This window comes from Amycolatopsis sp. A1MSW2902 (assembly GCF_017312175.1).
Taxonomy (GTDB): Bacteria; Actinomycetota; Actinomycetes; order Mycobacteriales; family Pseudonocardiaceae; genus Amycolatopsis; species Amycolatopsis nivea.
In genome coordinates, this window is record NZ_QJPO01000001.1 from 6,022,944 (window position 1) to 6,039,689 (window position 16,746).

The following is a 16,746-nucleotide window of genomic DNA, read 5'->3' on the forward strand; positions in this document are numbered from 1 at the left end:
CACAAAACCCCCTCACCAGCAAAAACACCCCACCCCGCCCCTGCCAGATCAACCTCACCCAAAGACCAAAACCCAGACCGCAAGCCAGCCGCCCCCAGAACTCGACAGGTTTAGACCTCTACTCGCGTCCGGTGTAGAGAGTCAAAAACCGTTGGGAGCATTGGAATATTCCACACAGCCAACACGCAACCCCCACAACGAGAAAAGTCATGGTGCTTCCGACGGCAATCGTTGCCTTTTCGCAGCCCCCCCCGGAGCCCACACACCAACCGCAAGCCACCCGCCCAACGCAACCCAACACGGGGGTCCAGGGGGCGCGCCCCCTGGCGGGGGTCTGGGGGTTCGACCCCCAGGGCAATAACGAAAGAGACCCGCCCTCGCGCTTTCTGCGAGGACGGGTCTCTTGTCTCTGTAGCGGGGACAGGATTTGAACCTGCGACCTCTGGGTTATGAGCCCAGCGAGCTACCGAGCTGCTCCACCCCGCGTCGTAGGACCTACCTTACGCCCTGGTTTCGAGCGGGCGCAAAGCAGGTGCCTATTACGTAACCGAGGTCACCCGCCGGGCTGGGAGGTCGGCCCGTTGGACGGCGGCGGCGTGGTGGGTTTGGCGGAGTTGTACTCCTTGGTCGCCGCGTCGAGCGCGGCCAGTGCCGCGCCTTGGTCGGCGAAGTTGCCGGATTGCTGGGCTGCCTTGAGCTTGGCGAGCGCGGCCTGGATGTCGGCGACGGCCTTGTCCATGGCCGGGTTGCTGCCGCCGGTGCTGGGCGGCGGCGCGGCGGTGCTGGACGTCGGCGGGGTCGTCGTGGTGCCGGGGTCGCCTTCCTTCGGCGTGGTGGCTGCCGCGCCGGTGCCCTTGCCGAAGACTTGGTCGAGTGCCTCGTTGAGGGTGGACGCGAAGCCGATCTTGGCTCCGTAGGAGACGAGCACGCGCGCCAGCTGCGGGTAGCTCAGCTGGTTTCGCTGGCGGATGTAGACGGGTTCGACGTACAGGAATCCGTCCGCGACCGGCAGCGTGATCAGGTTGCCGTAAATGGGAATGACGTTGGGGTTGTTCAGCAATGTCCGGTCTTGGGCGACGCGGGGGTCGCTCTGGAACCGGTTTTGCACCTGGACGGGTCCGTCTACCTGGTTGGCCCCGCTGGCCGGGGGTAGTCGCAGGACGCGGATGGTGCCGTAGTCCTCCGGATCGGACGAGATGGACATCCAGGCGGAAAGGTATTGCCGTTGCAGACCGGTGAGCGCGCTGGTCAGCTGGAACGTCGGCCTGCCTTCGCCCGCCGCGTTGGCGAGGACGTAGTACCCGGGCTGGTTGGCGACGTTCGCGCCAGCCGTGGTGGAGCTGCCGTCCTCGGTCGGGTCCTGCGGGACGCTCCAGAACGCCTGCTGCGCGTAGAACTCCTGCGGGCTGTCGACGTGGTAGCGGGCGAGCAGTTCGCGCTGGATCTTGAACAGGTCCTCGGGGTAGCGGAAGTGCGAGCGCAGTTCCGGCGAGATCTCGGAACTCGGCTTGACAGTGCCGGGGAAGACCTTCTCCCACGCCTTGAGGACGGGTTCGTTGTCGTCGATCGAGTACAGGTTGACGGTGCCGTCGAACGCGTCGACGGTCGCCTTCACCGAGTTGCGGATGTAGTTGATCGAGTTGTTCGCCTGTTTGGTGACGCCGTTGAGCGAGTCGTTGGTCGCTTCGCCGAGTTGCGTCTGCTGGGCGTACGGGTAGTTGTCGAGCGTGGTGTAACCGTCGACGATCCACTGGATGCGGCCGTTGACCACCGCGGGGTACGGGTCGCCGTCGAGGGTGAGCCACGGGGCCACCTTCGCGACGCGGTCGCGCGGTTCGCGGTTGTACATGATCTTCGAGCCGTCGCCGATGGCGTCGGAGAAGAGGATCTTCGGTTCGCGGTATTCGGCGGCGAACATCAGCCGGTTGAACCAGTTGTCGAGCGAGACGCCGCCCTTGCCCTGGTAGAGGTAGCCGCGCTGGGCGTCGGTGTCGTACTCGCCGGGGGCCTTGCCCGGCGTGCCGCCGACGATCGCGTAGTCGGACTGGTTGGTGAGCTCGCCGTAGTAGATCCGCGGCTGGTCGACCTTGATGCCCGGCTGGCCGTTGACCGAGCCCGCGCCGGTGGGGTTGCTCGTGTCGCTCGTGGTGGCGATCGGGTAGCCGCCGTCAGAGTTCGAATCCTTCACCGCACGGTCGATCGTGTTCGCCGGCGCGGCCACGAAGCCGTTGCCGTGCGTGTAGACCATGTGCTTGTTGATCCAGTTGTTCTGGTTCCCGGTGAGCCCGTCGGTCTTCATTTCCTTGGCGGCCACGATGTAGTCCTGCGTGGTGCCGCCGATGGTGTACCGGTCGATGTCCAGCTTGGACGGGAAGCCGTAGAAGTTCTCGCGGCCGACGCGCTGGGTGAAGGTGTCGCTGAGGATGTTCGGGTCGAGCAGCCGGATGTTGGACACCGTGCCGGTGTCGGCCTTCACCGCGTCCGCGGTGGTTTCGGTCTTGCCCGGGTACTGCTCGTATTTCACGTTGGTGAGGCCGTACGCCGCGCGCGTCGCGTCCATGTTGCGCTGGATCGACGTCGCTTCCTTCTCGTTCGCGTTCGGCTTGACCGAGAACTGGTCGAGAATCGCCGGCCAGGCGACGCCGACCAGCACGCCGGACAGGATCAGCAGCACCAGCGAAATCGCCGGCAGCTGCAGATTCCGCAGGAACGCGCCCGCGAAGAAGGCGATCGCGCAGATCACCGAAATGCACAGCAGGATCAGCTTCGCCGGGAGCACCGCGTTGAGGTCGGTGTAGGTGGCGCCGTTGAACAGCGGCATGTTCCGGTCGGACAGCAGCAGGTTGTACCGGTCGAAGAAGTACTCGACCGCCTTCAGCAGCACGAAAAGCCCGACAGTGATGGCGAGCTGCGCGCGCGTCGGCCCGGCCAGCTGGCCGCCGCGGCCGGCGAGCCGGATGCCGCCGAAGATGTAGTGCGCGATCAGCGCGCCGAAGAACGAGACGACGACGGTGACGAACAGCCAGCCGAGCAGCCAGTTCACGAACGGCAGCGAGAAGGCGTAGAAGCCGAGGTCGATGCCGAACTCGGGGTCCTTCTGCCCGAACGAGGTGCCGTTGAGGAACAGCTGGATCGTCTGCCAGTCCCCGCTCGCCGAGGCTCCCGAGATGACGCCGGTGAGCACCGGGATGCCGATGCCGAACAGCCGGATCCGGCTGACGATCACCGAGCGGTAGCGCGACAGCGGATCGTCGCGGCCGGACACCGGCACGAACACCGGGCGCGTGCGGTAGGCGATGAGCAGGCTGACCGCCAGCGCCCCGCCGACCAGCAGCCCCACCGCGAGGAAGAGCACGATGCGGGTGACCACCTGCGTGGTGAACACCGACCGCGCCTGCACTTCGCCGAACCACAGCCAGTCCACGTAAGTGTCGAGCAACCGGACGCCGGCCAGCAGGGCCAGCACGATCACCGCGGCGATGATGAGAAGGATCCGGCTGCGCCGGGACAGCTTCAGGCTCACCGGGGGCCGAGTCGCCACGGCAATGCTCCTGTCTTCGTGAACACGTTCTCCGGGGACAGCGGTGTCCCCCGTGACCTCTAACTCTACGGATGGTGCCGCGAGTTCCCGGGACCGCCCAAACCGGGCACGCGCGGCGCGTCGCGGGGACGCCTGACACGATGGTCGCCATGCCACCGAGTGAGCCGTCTGCCGCCCACCCTGTCGCCGGGCTGGCCCGGGAAGTCGAAGAGTTCGTCGCCGCCGCGGGCTGGAACCAGCCGCCGCAGTTGTTCGCGCTGGTGCCGACCGCGGCGCTGCTGGACGAACAGCCCGAACTGGCCGGTCAGCTCGACCGGGCGAACCCGCTGACGCCGGTGGCCCAGGAGGCGCTGCCGGACGGCGATCTCGCCGAATCGCTCGGCCGCATCGCGTGGCCGGAGATCGTGGTCGGCTGCGCGCTGGCGCAGGAGATCATCGTGCTGCCGCCGGACGTGGAGGCGGAACTCGAAGGAATCGCCGAGGCGGACGCCGAAAGCCTCCGCCGCGCCGCCGCGGACCACCCGCGCCGCACCGAGGCCCGTCTGGTGGCCGCGGTCCTGCGCGAAGGCGACGCGGCTTGCGTGATGCGGCTGCGCGGGGTCCAGCCGGGCAACGAGGACGAGAACGCGGTCGACGAACTGGTGGAAAGCCCGGACCTCGCGCCGAACCTGGTCGAAGCGCTGAAGACGACCCTGCAGCCCTGATCCTTCCTGACGACGAAAAGGGCCCGTTGATCCTTCAACGGGCCCTTTTCCGTGTCGCTGGGTCAGCAGTGCGCGGTCGGGCGACCGGCCTTCAGGTTGTCCAGCTGCTTGAGCGCGTCGTCGAGGTTGGACACCTTGATGAGGTTGAGCCCTTCCGGCGCGGCCGATTTGGCCTCGGCGCAGTTGTGCTCGGGGACGAGGAAGTCGGTCGCGCCCGCTTCCTTCGCGCCGACGACCTTGAACGAGATGCCGCCGATCGGACCGACCTGGCCGGTCTCGCTGATCTCGCCGGTGCCCGCGATGTGCCTGCCGCCCGCGAGGTCGCTGCCCGGTTTCCCGGGCGGGGTGAGCCGGTCGATGATCGCGAGGGTGAACATCAGCCCGGCCGACGGGCCGCCGACGTCCTGCAGCGAGATGTCGACGGAGAACGGCGCGACCGCGCGGTCGACGGCGGTCAGGCCGAGGAAGCCCTGGGTGCGGTCGTCGCGGTGGGCGAGCGTGACCGGCACGGTGCGTTCCGGCTGGCCGAGGTGCTGGAAGGTGACCTGGACGGTGTCGCCCGGCTTGGTGTTGACGATGGAGGCGGCGACCTCGCCGGCCTCGCGCACCTGCTTGCCGTTGACCGCGACGAGCTTGTCGCCGGGGGCGAGGATGTGGTCGGCCGGGCTGCCGGACACGATCTGCTTCGCGACGACCTGCACCGGGTAGCCGAGGTGGCGCAGCGCGGCGACCTGGGCGTTGCTCTGCGAGTTCTGCAGCTGCTGGATGTTCTCCTGCTTGACCTGCTCGTTCGTCTCGCCCGGCTTGTAGTACTCCTCGCGCGGCGCGAGCGCGTAGCGGCCGCTGGCCCAGAGGCCGAGCGCGGTGAAGAGGTTGATGCCGTCGTTGAGCGAGACGGTGGTCATCCGCAGTTCGCCGCTGGTGCCGTAGGTCTGCTGCCCCTTGACCTGGATCACCGGGTTGCCCGCGGCGTCGCGGCCGAGGGTGTCGTAGGTGGGCCCGGGGCTGATCGCGACATACGGCACCTGGACCAGGAACCCGGCCACGACGAACACCAGGAACAGCACGCCGCTGACCAGCATCGTCCATCCGCGGCGGGTCATCCGCCGGTCACTGCGGCCCGGCGCGCGCGACGGCTCGGCGCGGCGGGACTGGTTCGCGGTGTCCTCGTCCGGTTTTGTCACGAGCGACAGCGTACGGTGACTGTGTTCGCTTCCCGGTGAAGGCCACGGTTGACGCGCTGAGCCGGGTCGCACCCGCGTACGGTGGAGCTATGAGCAATCCCCCGTTCGGCTTCGGACCGCCCGATCCCGACAAGCGAGGCGACAACGACCCCTCGAACCCGGGCCAGCCCGGCGGAGCCGAGGCGTTCAACCAGCTCGGGCAGATGCTGAGCCAGCTGGGCCAGATGCTGAGCCAGGCGGGCTCGTCGAGCGGGCCGGTCAACTACGACCTGGCGAAGCAGATCGCACTCCAGAACCTGAGCGGGCGGGACGACGCCAAGATCGGCTTCACGTCCGAAGGCGGCGACTCCGCCACTGCCGTGCGCGACGCCGCGCACCTGGCGGAACTGTGGCTCGACGCGGCGACGATCCTCCCCGCGGGCGCGACGTCGACCGTCTCGTGGTCCGCGCGCACCTGGGTCGAGAAGACGCTGCCGACCTGGCAGCGACTGTGCGATCCGGTGGCGCAGCAGGTGTCCGGCGCGTGGATGCAGGCGCTGCCCGAGGAAGCCAAGCAGGCGGCGGGCCCGCTGCTGTCGATGATGGGCCAGATGGGCGGAATGGCCTTCGGCTCCCAGCTCGGCAACGCGCTGGCGCAGCTCGCGCAGGAAGTGCTCACCTCGACCGAGGTCGGCCTGCCGCTCGGCGAGGCCACCACGTCGGCGCTGCTCCCGGCGAACATCGAGAAGTTCACTGAAGGCTTGGAGCTGCCCGCGAGCGAGGTGCTGGTGTTCCTGGCCGCGCGCGAGGCCGCGCACCAGCGCCTGTTCGCGCACGTCCCGTGGCTGCGGCAGCGCCTGCTGGCGACGGTCGAGGAGTTCGCCCGCGGGATCACCGTGGACACCTCCGCACTCGAGTCGCTGGCCGGAAGCATCGACCCGGCGAACCCGGCGAGCATCGAGGAAGCGATGTCGTCCGGCCTGCTGGAACCGCAAACCACGCCGGAGCAGCAGGCGGCCCTGAAGCGCCTGGAAACCCTGCTGGCCCTGGTGGAAGGCTGGGTGGACGTAGTGGTGGCCGAGGCCATCGGCGACCGTCTCCCGGGAGCCGAGGCCCTGCGCGAAACCCTGCGCCGCCGCCGCGCGACCGGCGGCCCGGCTGAGCAGACCTTCGCCACCTTGGTGGGTCTCGAACTGCGCCCGCGCCGGATGCGCGCCGCGTCGTCCCTGTGGAAGCTAGTCGGAGACCGCCACGGCCTCGAAAAGCGCGACGGCCTCTGGTCGCACCCCGACCTCATGCCGACGGCCGACGACCTGGACGAGCCCCTGGACTTCGCCGACCGGATGTCCGAACCGCCGTCTCTCGCCGCTGACCTGGACCCGATCGCGGAACTGGAACGCACGGAGAAGGCGGAACGGGAGGCCCGCGAGGCTGGCGAGGCCAAGGACGCCGGTTCCTCCGACGAGGGCAGCGAGACTCCGAAGGACGAAGGCAAGAAGGACGAGGGGAACTCGCCTTCCTGAGGCTTCCCGTCTGGGGTCGCCTTACGCCCCGGCCACACTGCCGTTAAGCGCGGACCGTCTCACTCAGTTGAGACGGTCCGCGCTGCGTCTGTCCCGCCAGCGCTCGCCTCTCACCACGGGTTCCGCCCACCGCGTGATCACGAGTACGGGCACGCCGCCACACGAAGAACTGCGCGACGCTTCCGCCGCAGGTCCCGCCGCACCGCCTCGCCACGGCCGCTGGCCGCGAGTCCCACCAACCTGACTCGTCACCGGCCCTGCCGCACCCTCGACACCGGTTCCGCCACGCCGCCGGTTCCGCCGCTCCATCTCCTCACACGGTCCGCCGCCACCATCGATCAAGCCAGTCCAGCGCCCACGGACTACTCACCCAGCCACCCTCCTACCCCTCACTCCCCCACACCTGGTCGCAGGCCCCTCCGCCGACGCCCTCGGCCACGCACCGCCCCTCCAAGACCCAGCCGCGCCCAGCCACCGACTCCGTCCTCCTCCGAAATCCCCCACCCAGCCGCCGCCGAAAGCCCCTCCAGGTACCCCATCGCCCGTTCCGTCTTCGGATACCGGTTGACCAGCGCCCAGAACGCCGGGTCGTGCCCCGGCTCCCGCAGGTGCGCCAGCTCGTGGACCAGCACGTAGTCCAGCACCCATTGCGGCACCTTCTGGAGCCGTTCGCTGACCCGGATGGTGGCGTCCACCGGCGTGCACGACGCCCACCTCGTGCGCATCGGCGGCACCCACCGGACGCTCGCCGGCAACGCCTTCCCGTCCAGGTACTTCGCCCCGAGCACCGCGCAGCGCGCCAGCAGCGCCGCGTCCGACGTCTTGGGCGGCGCCGTCTTCCGTCCTCCCGGGCGCAGCAGCCTGCGCTCCATCTCCGCGACCCAGTGTTTCTCTTCTTCGCGCGTCATCCGTGCCGGGATGAGGACGACCAGGGTGTCGTCATTCCAGTACGCGGTGACCGTCCGGTGCCTGCGCTGGCTGCGCCGCACCTCGACCTTGTGTTGAGAAGTGTCCGACGGGGCCTTCTCGCCCCTGCCTCTCAGGGAGGACATCCGTGCTTCGACCACTCGACAACGGTAAGGCTCAGCACCGACAACTTGGAGCGCCGAAAGGTCACAGCCCTGACTTGTCCACAACTAGATTTCCCTGTGGACAACTCAGCTTCTCACCCACGAGTGGCGTTCCGGAGCTGCCAAGCTGACCGCATGACCCTGTCCAGTGTTCCGCCGCCGGACGTGCTCCTCCCGGCGTACCCGACGTTGCTTCCGGGCCTCCACGTGCTCGAACGCGACGACAACGAGATCCAGTTCGGCCTCGACCGCCGCCACGGCATCATCGCCAACGGCCTGCCACCGGCGATCGTCGACAGCGTCCGCAGGCTGGACGGACGGCGTGGGCTCGAGGACGTCCTGCTCGCTGTAGGCGAACACCGGGACCAGTTCCATCTGCTGCTGAAACAGCTGTCCGCGCTCGGGTTGGTCACCGAAGCGGCGAAGAAGGAGGCGAAACGGGTCGAGACCGGCTTGTGGTCGCTGCGTGCCCGGCACTACCAGCCAGCTCTTACGGATCGTCGCTGGCAGAGCCTCATCGCGGTCCACGGCAGCGGACGCATCGCGGTGGCAGTCGCCGCGCTGCTCGCGACGTCCGGAGTCGGGCACCTCGACATCCGTGCGTCCGGCACGGTCTCCGAAGCCGATCTCGGTTCCGGGTTCACCCCCGCTGAGCTGGGCCAACCCAGGCAACGCGCGATACGGAACGTCGTCGCCCGGGTCGCGCCCGACGTCACCACCGCTCGCAACCAGCGCCGCCTCCCCGACCTCGTGCTGCTCACCGACACCCTCGTCCCGCCGCCGGAGGAGGTGGCCGAGCTGGTCGATTCGGGCACCACGCACCTGCCGGTCCGGGTGTGCGAGGGCACGGGCATCGTCGGACCGCTCGTGGTGCCCGGCCGCAGTGCCTGCCTCCGCTGCTGTGACCTGCACCGGACCGACGCGGATCTGTCGTGGCCGAGGATCGCGACGCAGCTGGTAGGCCGGGTACCCGGGGCTGATCTCGGTGCTGTGCAGGCGTGCGCCTCGCTCGCCGTCGCCCAAGCGATGCGGCTGCTGTCGCCGAGCGAAACCCCGCCGCCGGCTTGGAACGCCACGCTCGAGATCGACAACTTCGACGGAAAACTCCACCGCCGGATCTGGGAACCGCACCCGGACTGCGGCTGCGGTGCGCCAGTTCCCGTCGAGGACGCTCTCGAAGCGGCGGAGGAGGCTTCCGAGGAGGTGCTGCAAGAGACGTAGGACACACCTGGGTGCCGTCAGCGGGCTGCGAGCGTCGTGCTTGCCAAGGCAGAATCGCAGAGTGACCGACTTTCGCGACCGCGCCGGAGACCGCGATTCCGCCATGCCGCGCCGCGGCGCTGCCCGTACCGCGAAGCTGGCGAGCCTTCCGCTCGGCATCGCCGGACGAGCGGTGGGCGGCTGGGGCAAGCGGCTGGCGGGGCAGAGCGCTGAGCAGGTGAGCGCGACGCTCTCGGCCAAGGCCGCTGAGCAGCTGTTCGAGGTGCTGGGCACGCTCAAGGGCGGCGCGATGAAGTTCGGGCAGGCGCTGAGCGTGTTCGAGGCCGCGGTGCCGGACGACATGGCGCAGCCGTACCGGGAAGCGCTCACGAAGCTGCAGTCGGCCGCTCCGCCGATGCCGGCCAGGCAGACCCACCGCGTGCTCGCCGAGCAGCTGGGCCGCTCGTGGGTCGGCCGGTTCTCGCACTTCGACGACGAGCCCGCCGCCGCGGCGAGCATCGGCCAGGTGCACCGCGCGACCTGGCACGACGGTCGCGAGGTCGCGGTCAAGGTCCAGTACCCGGGCGCGGACGAGGCGCTGCGCAGCGACCTGCGTCAGCTGCAGCGCTTCAGCAGGCTGTTCCAGGCTTTCATCCCGGGCACCGACGTGAAACCGCTGCTCACGGAGCTGGCCGAGCGGATGGACGAGGAGCTCGACTACCTCGCCGAGGCCGACAACCAGCGCGCGTTCGCGAAGGCGTTCGAGGGCGACCCCGAATTCCTGATCCCGCGCGTCGTGGCGAGCGCGCCGAAGGTCGTGGTCAGCGAGTGGGCCACCGGCACGCCGCTGGCCAAGATCATCTCGGACGGCGACCCGGCCACCCGCAACCTGGCCGGGCGGCTGCTCGCGGAGTTCCACTACTCGTCGCCGGCACGGGCGCATCTGCTGCATTCCGACCCGCACCCCGGCAACTTCATGCTCACCAGCGACGGCAGGCTGTGCGTGATCGACTTCGGCGGCGTCGCGAAACTGCCGCACGGAATTCCGCGCCACCTGGGCGAAATCACGCGGCTCGCCCTGGACGGCCACTCCGACGAACTGATGCGGCTGCTGCGCGAGAACCGTTTCGTGCGGGCGGATTCGTCGCTGGAAGCGGACGAGGTCCTGGCCTATCTCGCGCCGTTCACCGAGCCGCTGGCCGAGCCGACGTTCCACTTCACGCGCCGCTGGATGCAGCGACAGGCGGGCCGCGTCGGCGACTCGCGCGGCAACGACTTCCACGTCGGCCGCTCGCTGAACCTGCCGCCGGAGTACCTGATGATCCACCGGGTCACCGCGGGCTCGACGGGCATCCTCTGCCAGCTCGACGCCGAGATCCCCGCACGCGGCATCGTGGAACGGTGGCAGCCCGGGTTCGCCGCCTGAGTTATCCACAAGGCGGGTCGACAACACCGAGTTGTCCACAGATTGCGCAGAGTGGTTTCGCGGAGTTGATCAAGGCGTCATTCTCGATGTATGACGACTACAACAAGCACTGACTCCCTCGCTTTCGGTGATCTGGTTTCCCACGGCGTACTCCACAGACGGCACCTGCGCGTCGCCGGAATTTCCGACCGAAGAGCCGCCCAGCTCTCCGGCCCGGGCGGGCCGTGGCGACAGGTGTATTCCGGCGTATATCTCGTGCACGACAAACCTCCGAGCCGAGAAGAGCTCCTGCACGCAGCCGTCGCCCGGTACGGACGCGGAACCATCATCACCGGCACGGATGCGCTGTGCGCACACGGAATCAGCCATCCGCGGACTCCGGAAATCCACCTTTTGGTGCCACACAACCGAAGGCCAGCCAACGAACCGAGCGTCATCACCTACCGCACCGCACGAATGCCCGAAGCAATCCAGATCGACGGCCTGCCCTACGCAAGCGCCGCCCGCGCCGCCCTCGACCTGGCCCGGCGGGAGAACGATCCGGACGAGATCGCCAGGTTGGTGTCGCTGCCGCTGTATTGGGGCTTGGCCGACCGCGCCGAGCTGACGACCGAACTGAACACCGGAAACCAGCGCGGTTCAGCCGCCGTACGCACTGTCCTGCGCAACCTCGACGACCAAGAAACCTTCGCGCACGGGCAAGCACTCCGAGTCCTCCAGCGAACCCCGCTGCCCACCCCGCAATGGAACGTCGCAGTCTGCGACCGCCGCGGCCGCCGCCTCGGCACCGCAGACGCTTGGTGGGACGAGATCGGCTTGGCCTGGCGCTACCGCACAGCCGCGGGCCCAGAAGACTTCAGCCACCTGGCTTTAGCCGCGACTGGCACCGTGCTGTTTCGGTGCACCCCACGCCAACTCCGGGAATCCCCGGAGGAGATGAGCACAGAACTCCTCAACGCCTACCGCCACGCCGCGCGCACGCCCCGCCCGAAAGTACGCGCCGTCTACAAGACAGGAAATGCCGCATGACTCGAACCTGACGCCCGCATACGTACGCCGATTACCGGGACGCGGCAGGATGCCTGACCTCTCATCAACACTCGTCAGGAGACCTGACCTCAGCGCTCCGAACATGGTTGGCCGCGACCCGGGCACGAACGCTCGTCAAGCGATCCGCCTCCCAAACCGGATCGCACACGCGGTCCAGTCACCAGTACTCGTCGGGCAGCTTGCCTTCGATGTCCCGGACGTGGTTGCGCGCGCAGTCCGGACAGAGCCAGCGCTGTTGCCCGTTTTCCTTGGTGCTCACCCAGGCCAAGGTCGCGAGCGGATCGGTTTCGGCGGAACGTGCTCGGCCGCACCGCGAGCACGTCGGATCAGGCGCGGTCACGGTCGGCGTCCGTGGTGCACGGTGCGGGCACCGAGCAGGTAGAGGTCGCGGCGATGGCCGAGGTAGTGAGCGCTGTCCGGATCGAGAAGGGACGCCAGCGTCGCGCGGTCTTCGTCAGAGAGATGGTCGGCACCGTGCGTTGCGAGACGGGAAAGGTGGTGGTGCACGTAGTCGGCGAGACCGTCCGGGCCAGGCGCGGGGTGGTCCACGAGCGCGCTGAACGAGCTGACGTCAGCGAGTCCGGCGCGTTCGAGCGCGAGCGGCCAGCCGTAGGGCATCGGCACGGCACCGTCGATGCCCTCGCGCATTCCGACGAACCATTCCGCCTGCGCGGCCTGCAACCGGTCCTCCAGACCGGGCCGTCCAAGTCCTAGATCCCAAGGGAGGCAAGAAAAAGACAACCCACCCTCAGCCAGCGCGACCACGCCGCCAGCCCGTGCGACCGCGGTAAGCGTGCCAATCGCGGCCTGCTGGTCCGGAAGATGATGCACGACACGCGATGCCCATACGAGATCCGCGGCAGGCAGCAAATCGGGCAGGGCACCGTCGGCGAGGTCGGCGACTATCGCGCGAACCTCGATGGTCGGCGCGGTGCCCTCGGCTGTCGATGCGCCGCCTTCGACTGTCGTGGCGGTGTCCTCGGCTGCTGCGAGATGGCCGTTCGAGGGCTCAGCGCTGCCGTCAGGCACTCGGCCGTTGCGCGTCTGCGTTGAGCCATCCCTGCGGTGGGCCTGCGCGGCATCGGCGGCGGCTCGTACGGCGCGCTCGGCCTCATGGAGCAATTCGGGTGTCGCGTCGACCAGGATGATCGTGCCGCCGCCTTGGGTGGCCAGGGCTTGGGCAAAGTGGGTGCTCATGCCGCCAGCTCCGCAGCCGAGGTCGATTACCGTCGGGTTGGCGGGGAGTTTCGCCACCAAGCGTGCGGCGATGGCGGCGTGGGCGGGAGCGTCGAGGGTATCGGCTGCGCGGAGGAGAACCAGCCGGTCAGCCCAGTCGATGTGGTCGTGCGTATGTCCGGACACGGGGTCATTGAACACCGGTCCGCGCGCGAGAACGAGCCTGGACTGTCCCCCGACGGACCTTCCAGGCTCGTTTCAGCGAAGGGATCGCGCCGGAACCGGTCGCACGTGATGGGTCGCCTGATCACCCAACTGCTGGGTGATCAGGCGACAAGAACCTGCGCCGGAATCCAGCATCCGGGCGAGCGGCACCCGCAGGCCAGGACTGGAGGCAATCCTGGCGGCGGACACCTGGGCTCCCGGACATGGCAGCGCGCCGGGGCACCCGCATGAAGACGGGGCTCCGGCGCGAAGCGGCCGGTCAGGCAAGGAGCCGGGCCGAGACCCGGCCCTGCCTGACCAGGCCGTCCGTATTAATTGGGTGGTTGGTAGCGCTCCGCTCGGCTGGCCGCCCAGCGGGCTACCCGCGACCAGCGGCGCGCGGCTCGCGCTTGGCGCCACGGGCGTTGGGCTTCGTGTTCGGTTATCAGGTCGCGTATTCGCGCTCGGGACAGTTCTTCGTGAAGCAACATCTTCGTGGTCTCCTGAGACTTGTTCTGCTTGGGTTTCGGCTGAACGCGGACCGGTTTTCCGGTGCGGGCCTCGAAATCGCGCGTGGTGATGAGGTCGACGGTCATGCGGCTGCGCTCCGTGCTGCTGCGGCGGGTTCGAGGGCGGCGTTCTTGCGCGGACGGCCACGGGGCCGCTTGCGTGCGATCACTGCGCCGCGCTCGAAGATCTCTCCTCCCCAGACACCCCACGGCTCACGCCGGGCGAGTGCACCCGCGAGGCAGGCCTCGCGGACCGGGCAAGCGGCGCAGAACGCCTTGGCCCGCTCGAGTTCCGCGGGCGATTCGGCGAACCAGAGGTCCGCGTCTCGCGAGCGGCAGGGGAGTTCCGGCTCGGCGACCCCTTCGAGCAGGTCGCCGATGTCGAACCCTTCGGCTAAGGGGCCCTCGGCGAGGGCGATGGCGGATGACATTTCCGTGCTCCTTTGCGATGCGGTGGTGGTGTGGCGGTGGGCGATCGAACTGGACAACTTGTTCCTTCTTGTTGTGCAGCCAAAAAAACACGAAGGCCGCGGATCCGGTTACCGGTTCCGCGGCCTTCGTGAGCCTTGAGTCCTGACGTCAGGTCAGGAACTTCGCTCCCGTATCGACAACGGAACACGGAACTGCTTGATGGTCGGCAGATCGACATCAACCTGCGGGTACGCGGCAACGACGGCGGCGCTCGCGAGAGTGATGCCGACCGGGGCCCCGTTGCGCTCGATGCGACGCAATCCGTCGATGTGACGACGCGTTCCGTCGATGTGCGCGAACGTGGACACACCGGTGCCCTGGCGCGGGGCGTCAACGGTCATGCAGAGAGACAGACCGGTGCCAGGGTTCGTCTGCATCAGATTGCTGATCATTTCACCGGCACCGCCTTTCTCTCTCGGACTGCGCCGCTCGAAGCGGCAGCCGTCGTGTGTTCTTCCCCAGACCGGGCTCTCGCCCGGGTGCCTACGCAGGTTATGCGCCCCGGCGCAACCGGGGCAACTTATTTTCCCAAATCTCTGCCGAAAAGCTGAAGATCGCCTCCGAGCTGCAGGTTCGCCGCATCGATCACCGCGAAGACGCGGTCAAGATCGCATCGACGACCGGACCACGTCGAGCACCTCGGCGCCGAACCGCTCGAGCTTCGTCGCGCCGATCCCGGAGATCGACACCAGCGCGCCGTCGTCGGTCGGCCGTTGTTCGGCGATCGCCATCAGCGTCGCGTCAGTGAACACGACGAACGCCGGGACCTTCAGCTCCCGCGAACGCTCCCCGCGCCACGTCTTCAGCTTCTCCAGCAGATCCTCATCCACTGTGGACGGGCACTTCCCGCACCGGCCGAGCTTGACCTCCATGGTCTGCACCAGCGGACCGCCGCACAGCCGGCAGCGGGCGACGTTCGACCCCGGCTTCGCCGTCTGCTGCGATCGGGCGATGCGCGCCGCCGGGTGGTCCTCCGGGATCAGCCCGTACAGGAACCGCGAGCGGCGCCGGTTGCGTCCCCTGCCCTGTCCGCGCGACAGCGACCACGACAGCGACAGGTGCTCCCGAGCCCGCGTGACGCCGACGTAGAACAGCCGTCGTTCCTCTTCGATCGCGGCGTCGTCGCCGTCCGCGTGCAAGATCGGCATCGTGCCCTCGGACAGCCCGACGAGGAACACCGCGTCCCACTCGAGCCCCTTCGCCGCGTGCAGCGACGCGAGCGTGACGCCCTCGACGGTCGGCGGGTGCTGCGCCGCCGCGCGCTGTTCGAGCTCCGCGACGAAGCGCGGCAAATCCGCGTCCTCGACCGCCGCCGCCAGCTCCTCGGCCAGCTCCACCAGCGCGAGCAGCGCGTCCCAGCGCTCCTTCGCCGCTCCGCCCGACGGCGGCTGCTCGGTGAGCCCGACCCGCGCGAGCACCGAGCGCACCGCGGTGACCAGCTCCAGCGAGGTCGGCTCCATCGACGCCGTGCGCAGCGCCGCCATCGCCTGCCGCACCTCCGTGCGCTGGAAGAACCGCTCGCCGCCGCGGACCAGGTACGGGATCCCGGCTTCGGTGAGCGCCTGCTCATACGCCTCGGACTGCGCGTTCACCCGGAACAGGATCGCGATCTCGCTCGCCGGCACGTCCGCGTCGAGCAGTTCGCGGACCCGCCGCGCGACCGCGCTGGCCTCGGCGGCCTCGTCCTCGTACTCGGCGAACCGCGGGTCCGGCCCCTCCGGACGCTGCCCGATGAGCTTCAGCCGCGACCCGGCCGGACGTCCGCGCGCGGCGCCGATCACGCGGTTCGCGAGCGCGACGACCTGCGGCGTGGACCGGTAGTCGCGTTCGAGGCGCACGACGGTCGCCTCCGGGAACCGCCGCGTGAACTCCAGCAGCGACTTCGGCGAGGCCCCGCCGAAGGAGTAGATGGTCTGGTTGGCGTCGCCGACGACGGTGAGGTCGTCGCGGCCGCCGAGCCAGGCGTCGAGCAGTCGCTGCTGCAGCGGCGTGACGTCCTGGTACTCGTCGACCACGAAGCAGCGGTACCGGTCGCGGAACTCGGTCGCGACCGCCTCGTGCCGCTCCAGCACCGCGGTGGTCTGCAGAAGCAGGTCGTCGAAGTCGAGGACCTGCGCGTTCGTCTTCAGCTCCTCGTACCAGCGGTAGACCTCGGCGACCTGCGCGACCGGCGCGGGAGTGTCGCGCTGCATCCGCGCGGCGACCGTCGGGTAGTCGTCCGGCGAGACGAGCGACGCCTTGCTCCACTCGATCTCGCTCGCCAGGTCGCGCAGCACCTCGGTCTCGGTGCTCAGCCGGACGCGCTGGGCGGCCTGGGCGACGAGCCGGAACTTGTTGTCGATCAGGTCCCACGGCCGGTCGCCGACGACGCGCGGCCAGAAGTAGCGGAGCTGACGGCGGGCGGCGGCGTGGAACGTCAGCGCCTGCGCGGCGTCGACCCCGAGGCCGCGCAGCCGGGTGCGCATCTCCCCCGCCGCGCGCGTCGTGAAGGTGACGGCCAGTACCTGCCCGGCCGCGACATGGCCCGATCGGACCAGGTGGGCGATGCGGTGCGTGATCGTCCGGGTCTTTCCGGTGCCCGCGCCGGCGAGTACGCACACCGGGCCGCGGGGGGCCGCCGCGGCGGCGCGCTGCTCGGGATCAAGCCCGTCGAGCAGGCTCGCGCGGCTCTGCCGGCTCTGGGGAGACGATGCGATGGCCACCCCGCGA

Annotated in this window: 13 protein-coding genes, 1 tRNA gene and 1 pseudogene; 5 read left to right on the top strand and 10 right to left on the bottom strand. The window is 69.0% G+C overall.

Features of this window, described 5'->3' with window-relative positions:
* Positions 1 to 412: 412 nt before the first annotated feature.
* Positions 413 to 486: transfer RNA gene (locus tag DMP23_RS27665), tRNA-Met, on the bottom strand.
* 67 nt (positions 487 to 553) lie between these two features.
* Positions 554 to 3,523 carry a UPF0182 family protein gene (locus tag DMP23_RS27670; protein WP_199818068.1) on the bottom strand — a complete coding sequence of 990 codons (2,970 nt, stop codon included), beginning with the start codon at positions 3,521 to 3,523 and terminating at the stop codon, positions 554 to 556.
* Positions 3,524 to 3,690: 167 nt separating this feature from the next.
* Between DMP23_RS27670 and DMP23_RS27675 the strand changes: the two genes are divergently transcribed.
* On the top strand, positions 3,691 to 4,245 hold the full coding sequence (locus DMP23_RS27675; RefSeq protein WP_037818414.1) for a PPA1309 family protein: 555 nt from the start codon (positions 3,691 to 3,693) through the stop codon (positions 4,243 to 4,245).
* A gap of 62 nt (positions 4,246 to 4,307) precedes the next feature.
* Here the strand turns inward: DMP23_RS27675 and DMP23_RS27680 are convergent, their stop codons facing one another.
* On the bottom strand, positions 4,308 to 5,327 hold the full coding sequence (locus DMP23_RS27680; RefSeq protein ID WP_106961313.1) for a YlbL family protein: 1,020 nt from the start codon (positions 5,325 to 5,327) through the stop codon (positions 4,308 to 4,310).
* Between the two features lie 191 nt (positions 5,328 to 5,518).
* Here DMP23_RS27680 and DMP23_RS27685 point away from each other — a divergent pair, with 191 nt between their 5' ends.
* Positions 5,519 to 6,931 carry a zinc-dependent metalloprotease gene (locus DMP23_RS27685; RefSeq protein WP_337822996.1) on the top strand — a complete coding sequence of 471 codons (1,413 nt, stop codon included), beginning with the start codon at positions 5,519 to 5,521 and terminating at the stop codon, positions 6,929 to 6,931.
* A gap of 482 nt (positions 6,932 to 7,413) precedes the next feature.
* Here the strand turns inward: DMP23_RS27685 and DMP23_RS27690 are convergent.
* Positions 7,414 to 7,920, bottom strand: a pseudogene (locus DMP23_RS27690) (M48 metallopeptidase family protein); the annotation flags it as partial.
* A 216-nt stretch (positions 7,921 to 8,136) separates the two neighbouring features.
* Here DMP23_RS27690 and DMP23_RS27695 point away from each other — a divergent pair.
* The 3 genes from DMP23_RS27695 to DMP23_RS27705 all read left to right on the top strand — a co-directional run bounded on the left by DMP23_RS27695 (position 8,137) and on the right by DMP23_RS27705 (position 11,656).
* Positions 8,137 to 9,222, top strand: a complete 1,086-nt coding sequence (locus DMP23_RS27695; RefSeq protein WP_337822997.1) for a ThiF family adenylyltransferase — start codon at positions 8,137 to 8,139, stop codon at positions 9,220 to 9,222.
* A 61-nt stretch (positions 9,223 to 9,283) separates the two neighbouring features.
* Entirely contained in the window at positions 9,284 to 10,627 is a 1,344-nt protein-coding gene (locus DMP23_RS27700) for an ABC1 kinase family protein (protein WP_134732809.1), read from the top strand.
* Positions 10,628 to 11,083: 456 nt separating this feature from the next.
* Positions 11,084 to 11,656, top strand: a complete 573-nt coding sequence (locus DMP23_RS27705) for a hypothetical protein (RefSeq protein WP_337822998.1) — start codon at positions 11,084 to 11,086, stop codon at positions 11,654 to 11,656.
* Positions 11,657 to 11,834: 178 nt separating this feature from the next.
* Here the strand turns inward: DMP23_RS27705 and DMP23_RS27710 are convergent, their stop codons facing one another.
* The 6 genes from DMP23_RS27710 to DMP23_RS27735 form a co-directional block, all read right to left on the bottom strand.
* A complete protein-coding gene (locus DMP23_RS27710; protein ID WP_134669703.1) occupies positions 11,835 to 12,017 on the bottom strand; it encodes a hypothetical protein in 183 nt (60 codons plus the stop codon).
* On the bottom strand, positions 12,014 to 13,039 hold the full coding sequence (locus tag DMP23_RS27715) for a methyltransferase domain-containing protein (RefSeq protein ID WP_337822999.1): 1,026 nt from the start codon (positions 13,037 to 13,039) through the stop codon (positions 12,014 to 12,016). Before DMP23_RS27715 ends, DMP23_RS27710 begins: the two co-directional genes overlap by 4 nt.
* A 350-nt stretch (positions 13,040 to 13,389) precedes the next feature.
* Positions 13,390 to 13,653 (bottom strand): hypothetical protein, encoded by a 264-nt coding sequence (locus tag DMP23_RS27720; protein WP_037818283.1) that lies wholly within the window; start codon positions 13,651 to 13,653, stop codon positions 13,390 to 13,392.
* On the bottom strand, positions 13,650 to 13,997 hold the full coding sequence (locus DMP23_RS27725) for a WhiB family transcriptional regulator (protein ID WP_037818282.1): 348 nt from the start codon (positions 13,995 to 13,997) through the stop codon (positions 13,650 to 13,652). The genes DMP23_RS27720 and DMP23_RS27725 overlap by 4 nt, the downstream gene beginning before the upstream one ends.
* Before the next feature lie 153 nt (positions 13,998 to 14,150).
* Positions 14,151 to 14,429, bottom strand: coding sequence for a hypothetical protein (locus DMP23_RS27730; RefSeq protein ID WP_134732811.1), 279 nt, complete (start codon positions 14,427 to 14,429; stop codon positions 14,151 to 14,153).
* 210 nt (positions 14,430 to 14,639) lie between these two features.
* Positions 14,640 to 16,739, bottom strand: coding sequence for an ATP-dependent DNA helicase UvrD2 (locus tag DMP23_RS27735; protein WP_037818280.1), 2,100 nt, complete (start codon positions 16,737 to 16,739; stop codon positions 14,640 to 14,642).
* Positions 16,740 to 16,746: the final 7 nt, after the last annotated feature.

What these genes read in the sequence shown, in the direction of transcription:
- DMP23_RS27705 (WP_337822998.1), top strand. Translation starts at nt 11,084, where the DNA reads ATGCCCGAAGCAATCCAGATCGACGGCCTGCCCTACGCAAGCGCCGCC.
- DMP23_RS27695 (WP_337822997.1), top strand. Translation starts at nt 8,137, where the DNA reads ATGACCCTGTCCAGTGTTCCGCCGCCGGACGTGCTCCTCCCGGCGTAC.
- DMP23_RS27685 (WP_337822996.1), top strand. Translation starts at nt 5,519, where the DNA reads ATGAGCAATCCCCCGTTCGGCTTCGGACCGCCCGATCCCGACAAGCGA.
- DMP23_RS27675 (WP_037818414.1), top strand. Translation starts at nt 3,691, where the DNA reads ATGCCACCGAGTGAGCCGTCTGCCGCCCACCCTGTCGCCGGGCTGGCC.
- DMP23_RS27730 (WP_134732811.1), bottom strand. Translation starts at nt 14,429, where the DNA reads ATGATCAGCAATCTGATGCAGACGAACCCTGGCACCGGTCTGTCTCTC.
- DMP23_RS27720 (WP_037818283.1), bottom strand. Translation starts at nt 13,653, where the DNA reads ATGACCGTCGACCTCATCACCACGCGCGATTTCGAGGCCCGCACCGGA.
- DMP23_RS27725 (WP_037818282.1), bottom strand. Translation starts at nt 13,997, where the DNA reads ATGTCATCCGCCATCGCCCTCGCCGAGGGCCCCTTAGCCGAAGGGTTC.
- DMP23_RS27680 (WP_106961313.1), bottom strand. Translation starts at nt 5,327, where the DNA reads ATGCTGGTCAGCGGCGTGCTGTTCCTGGTGTTCGTCGTGGCCGGGTTC.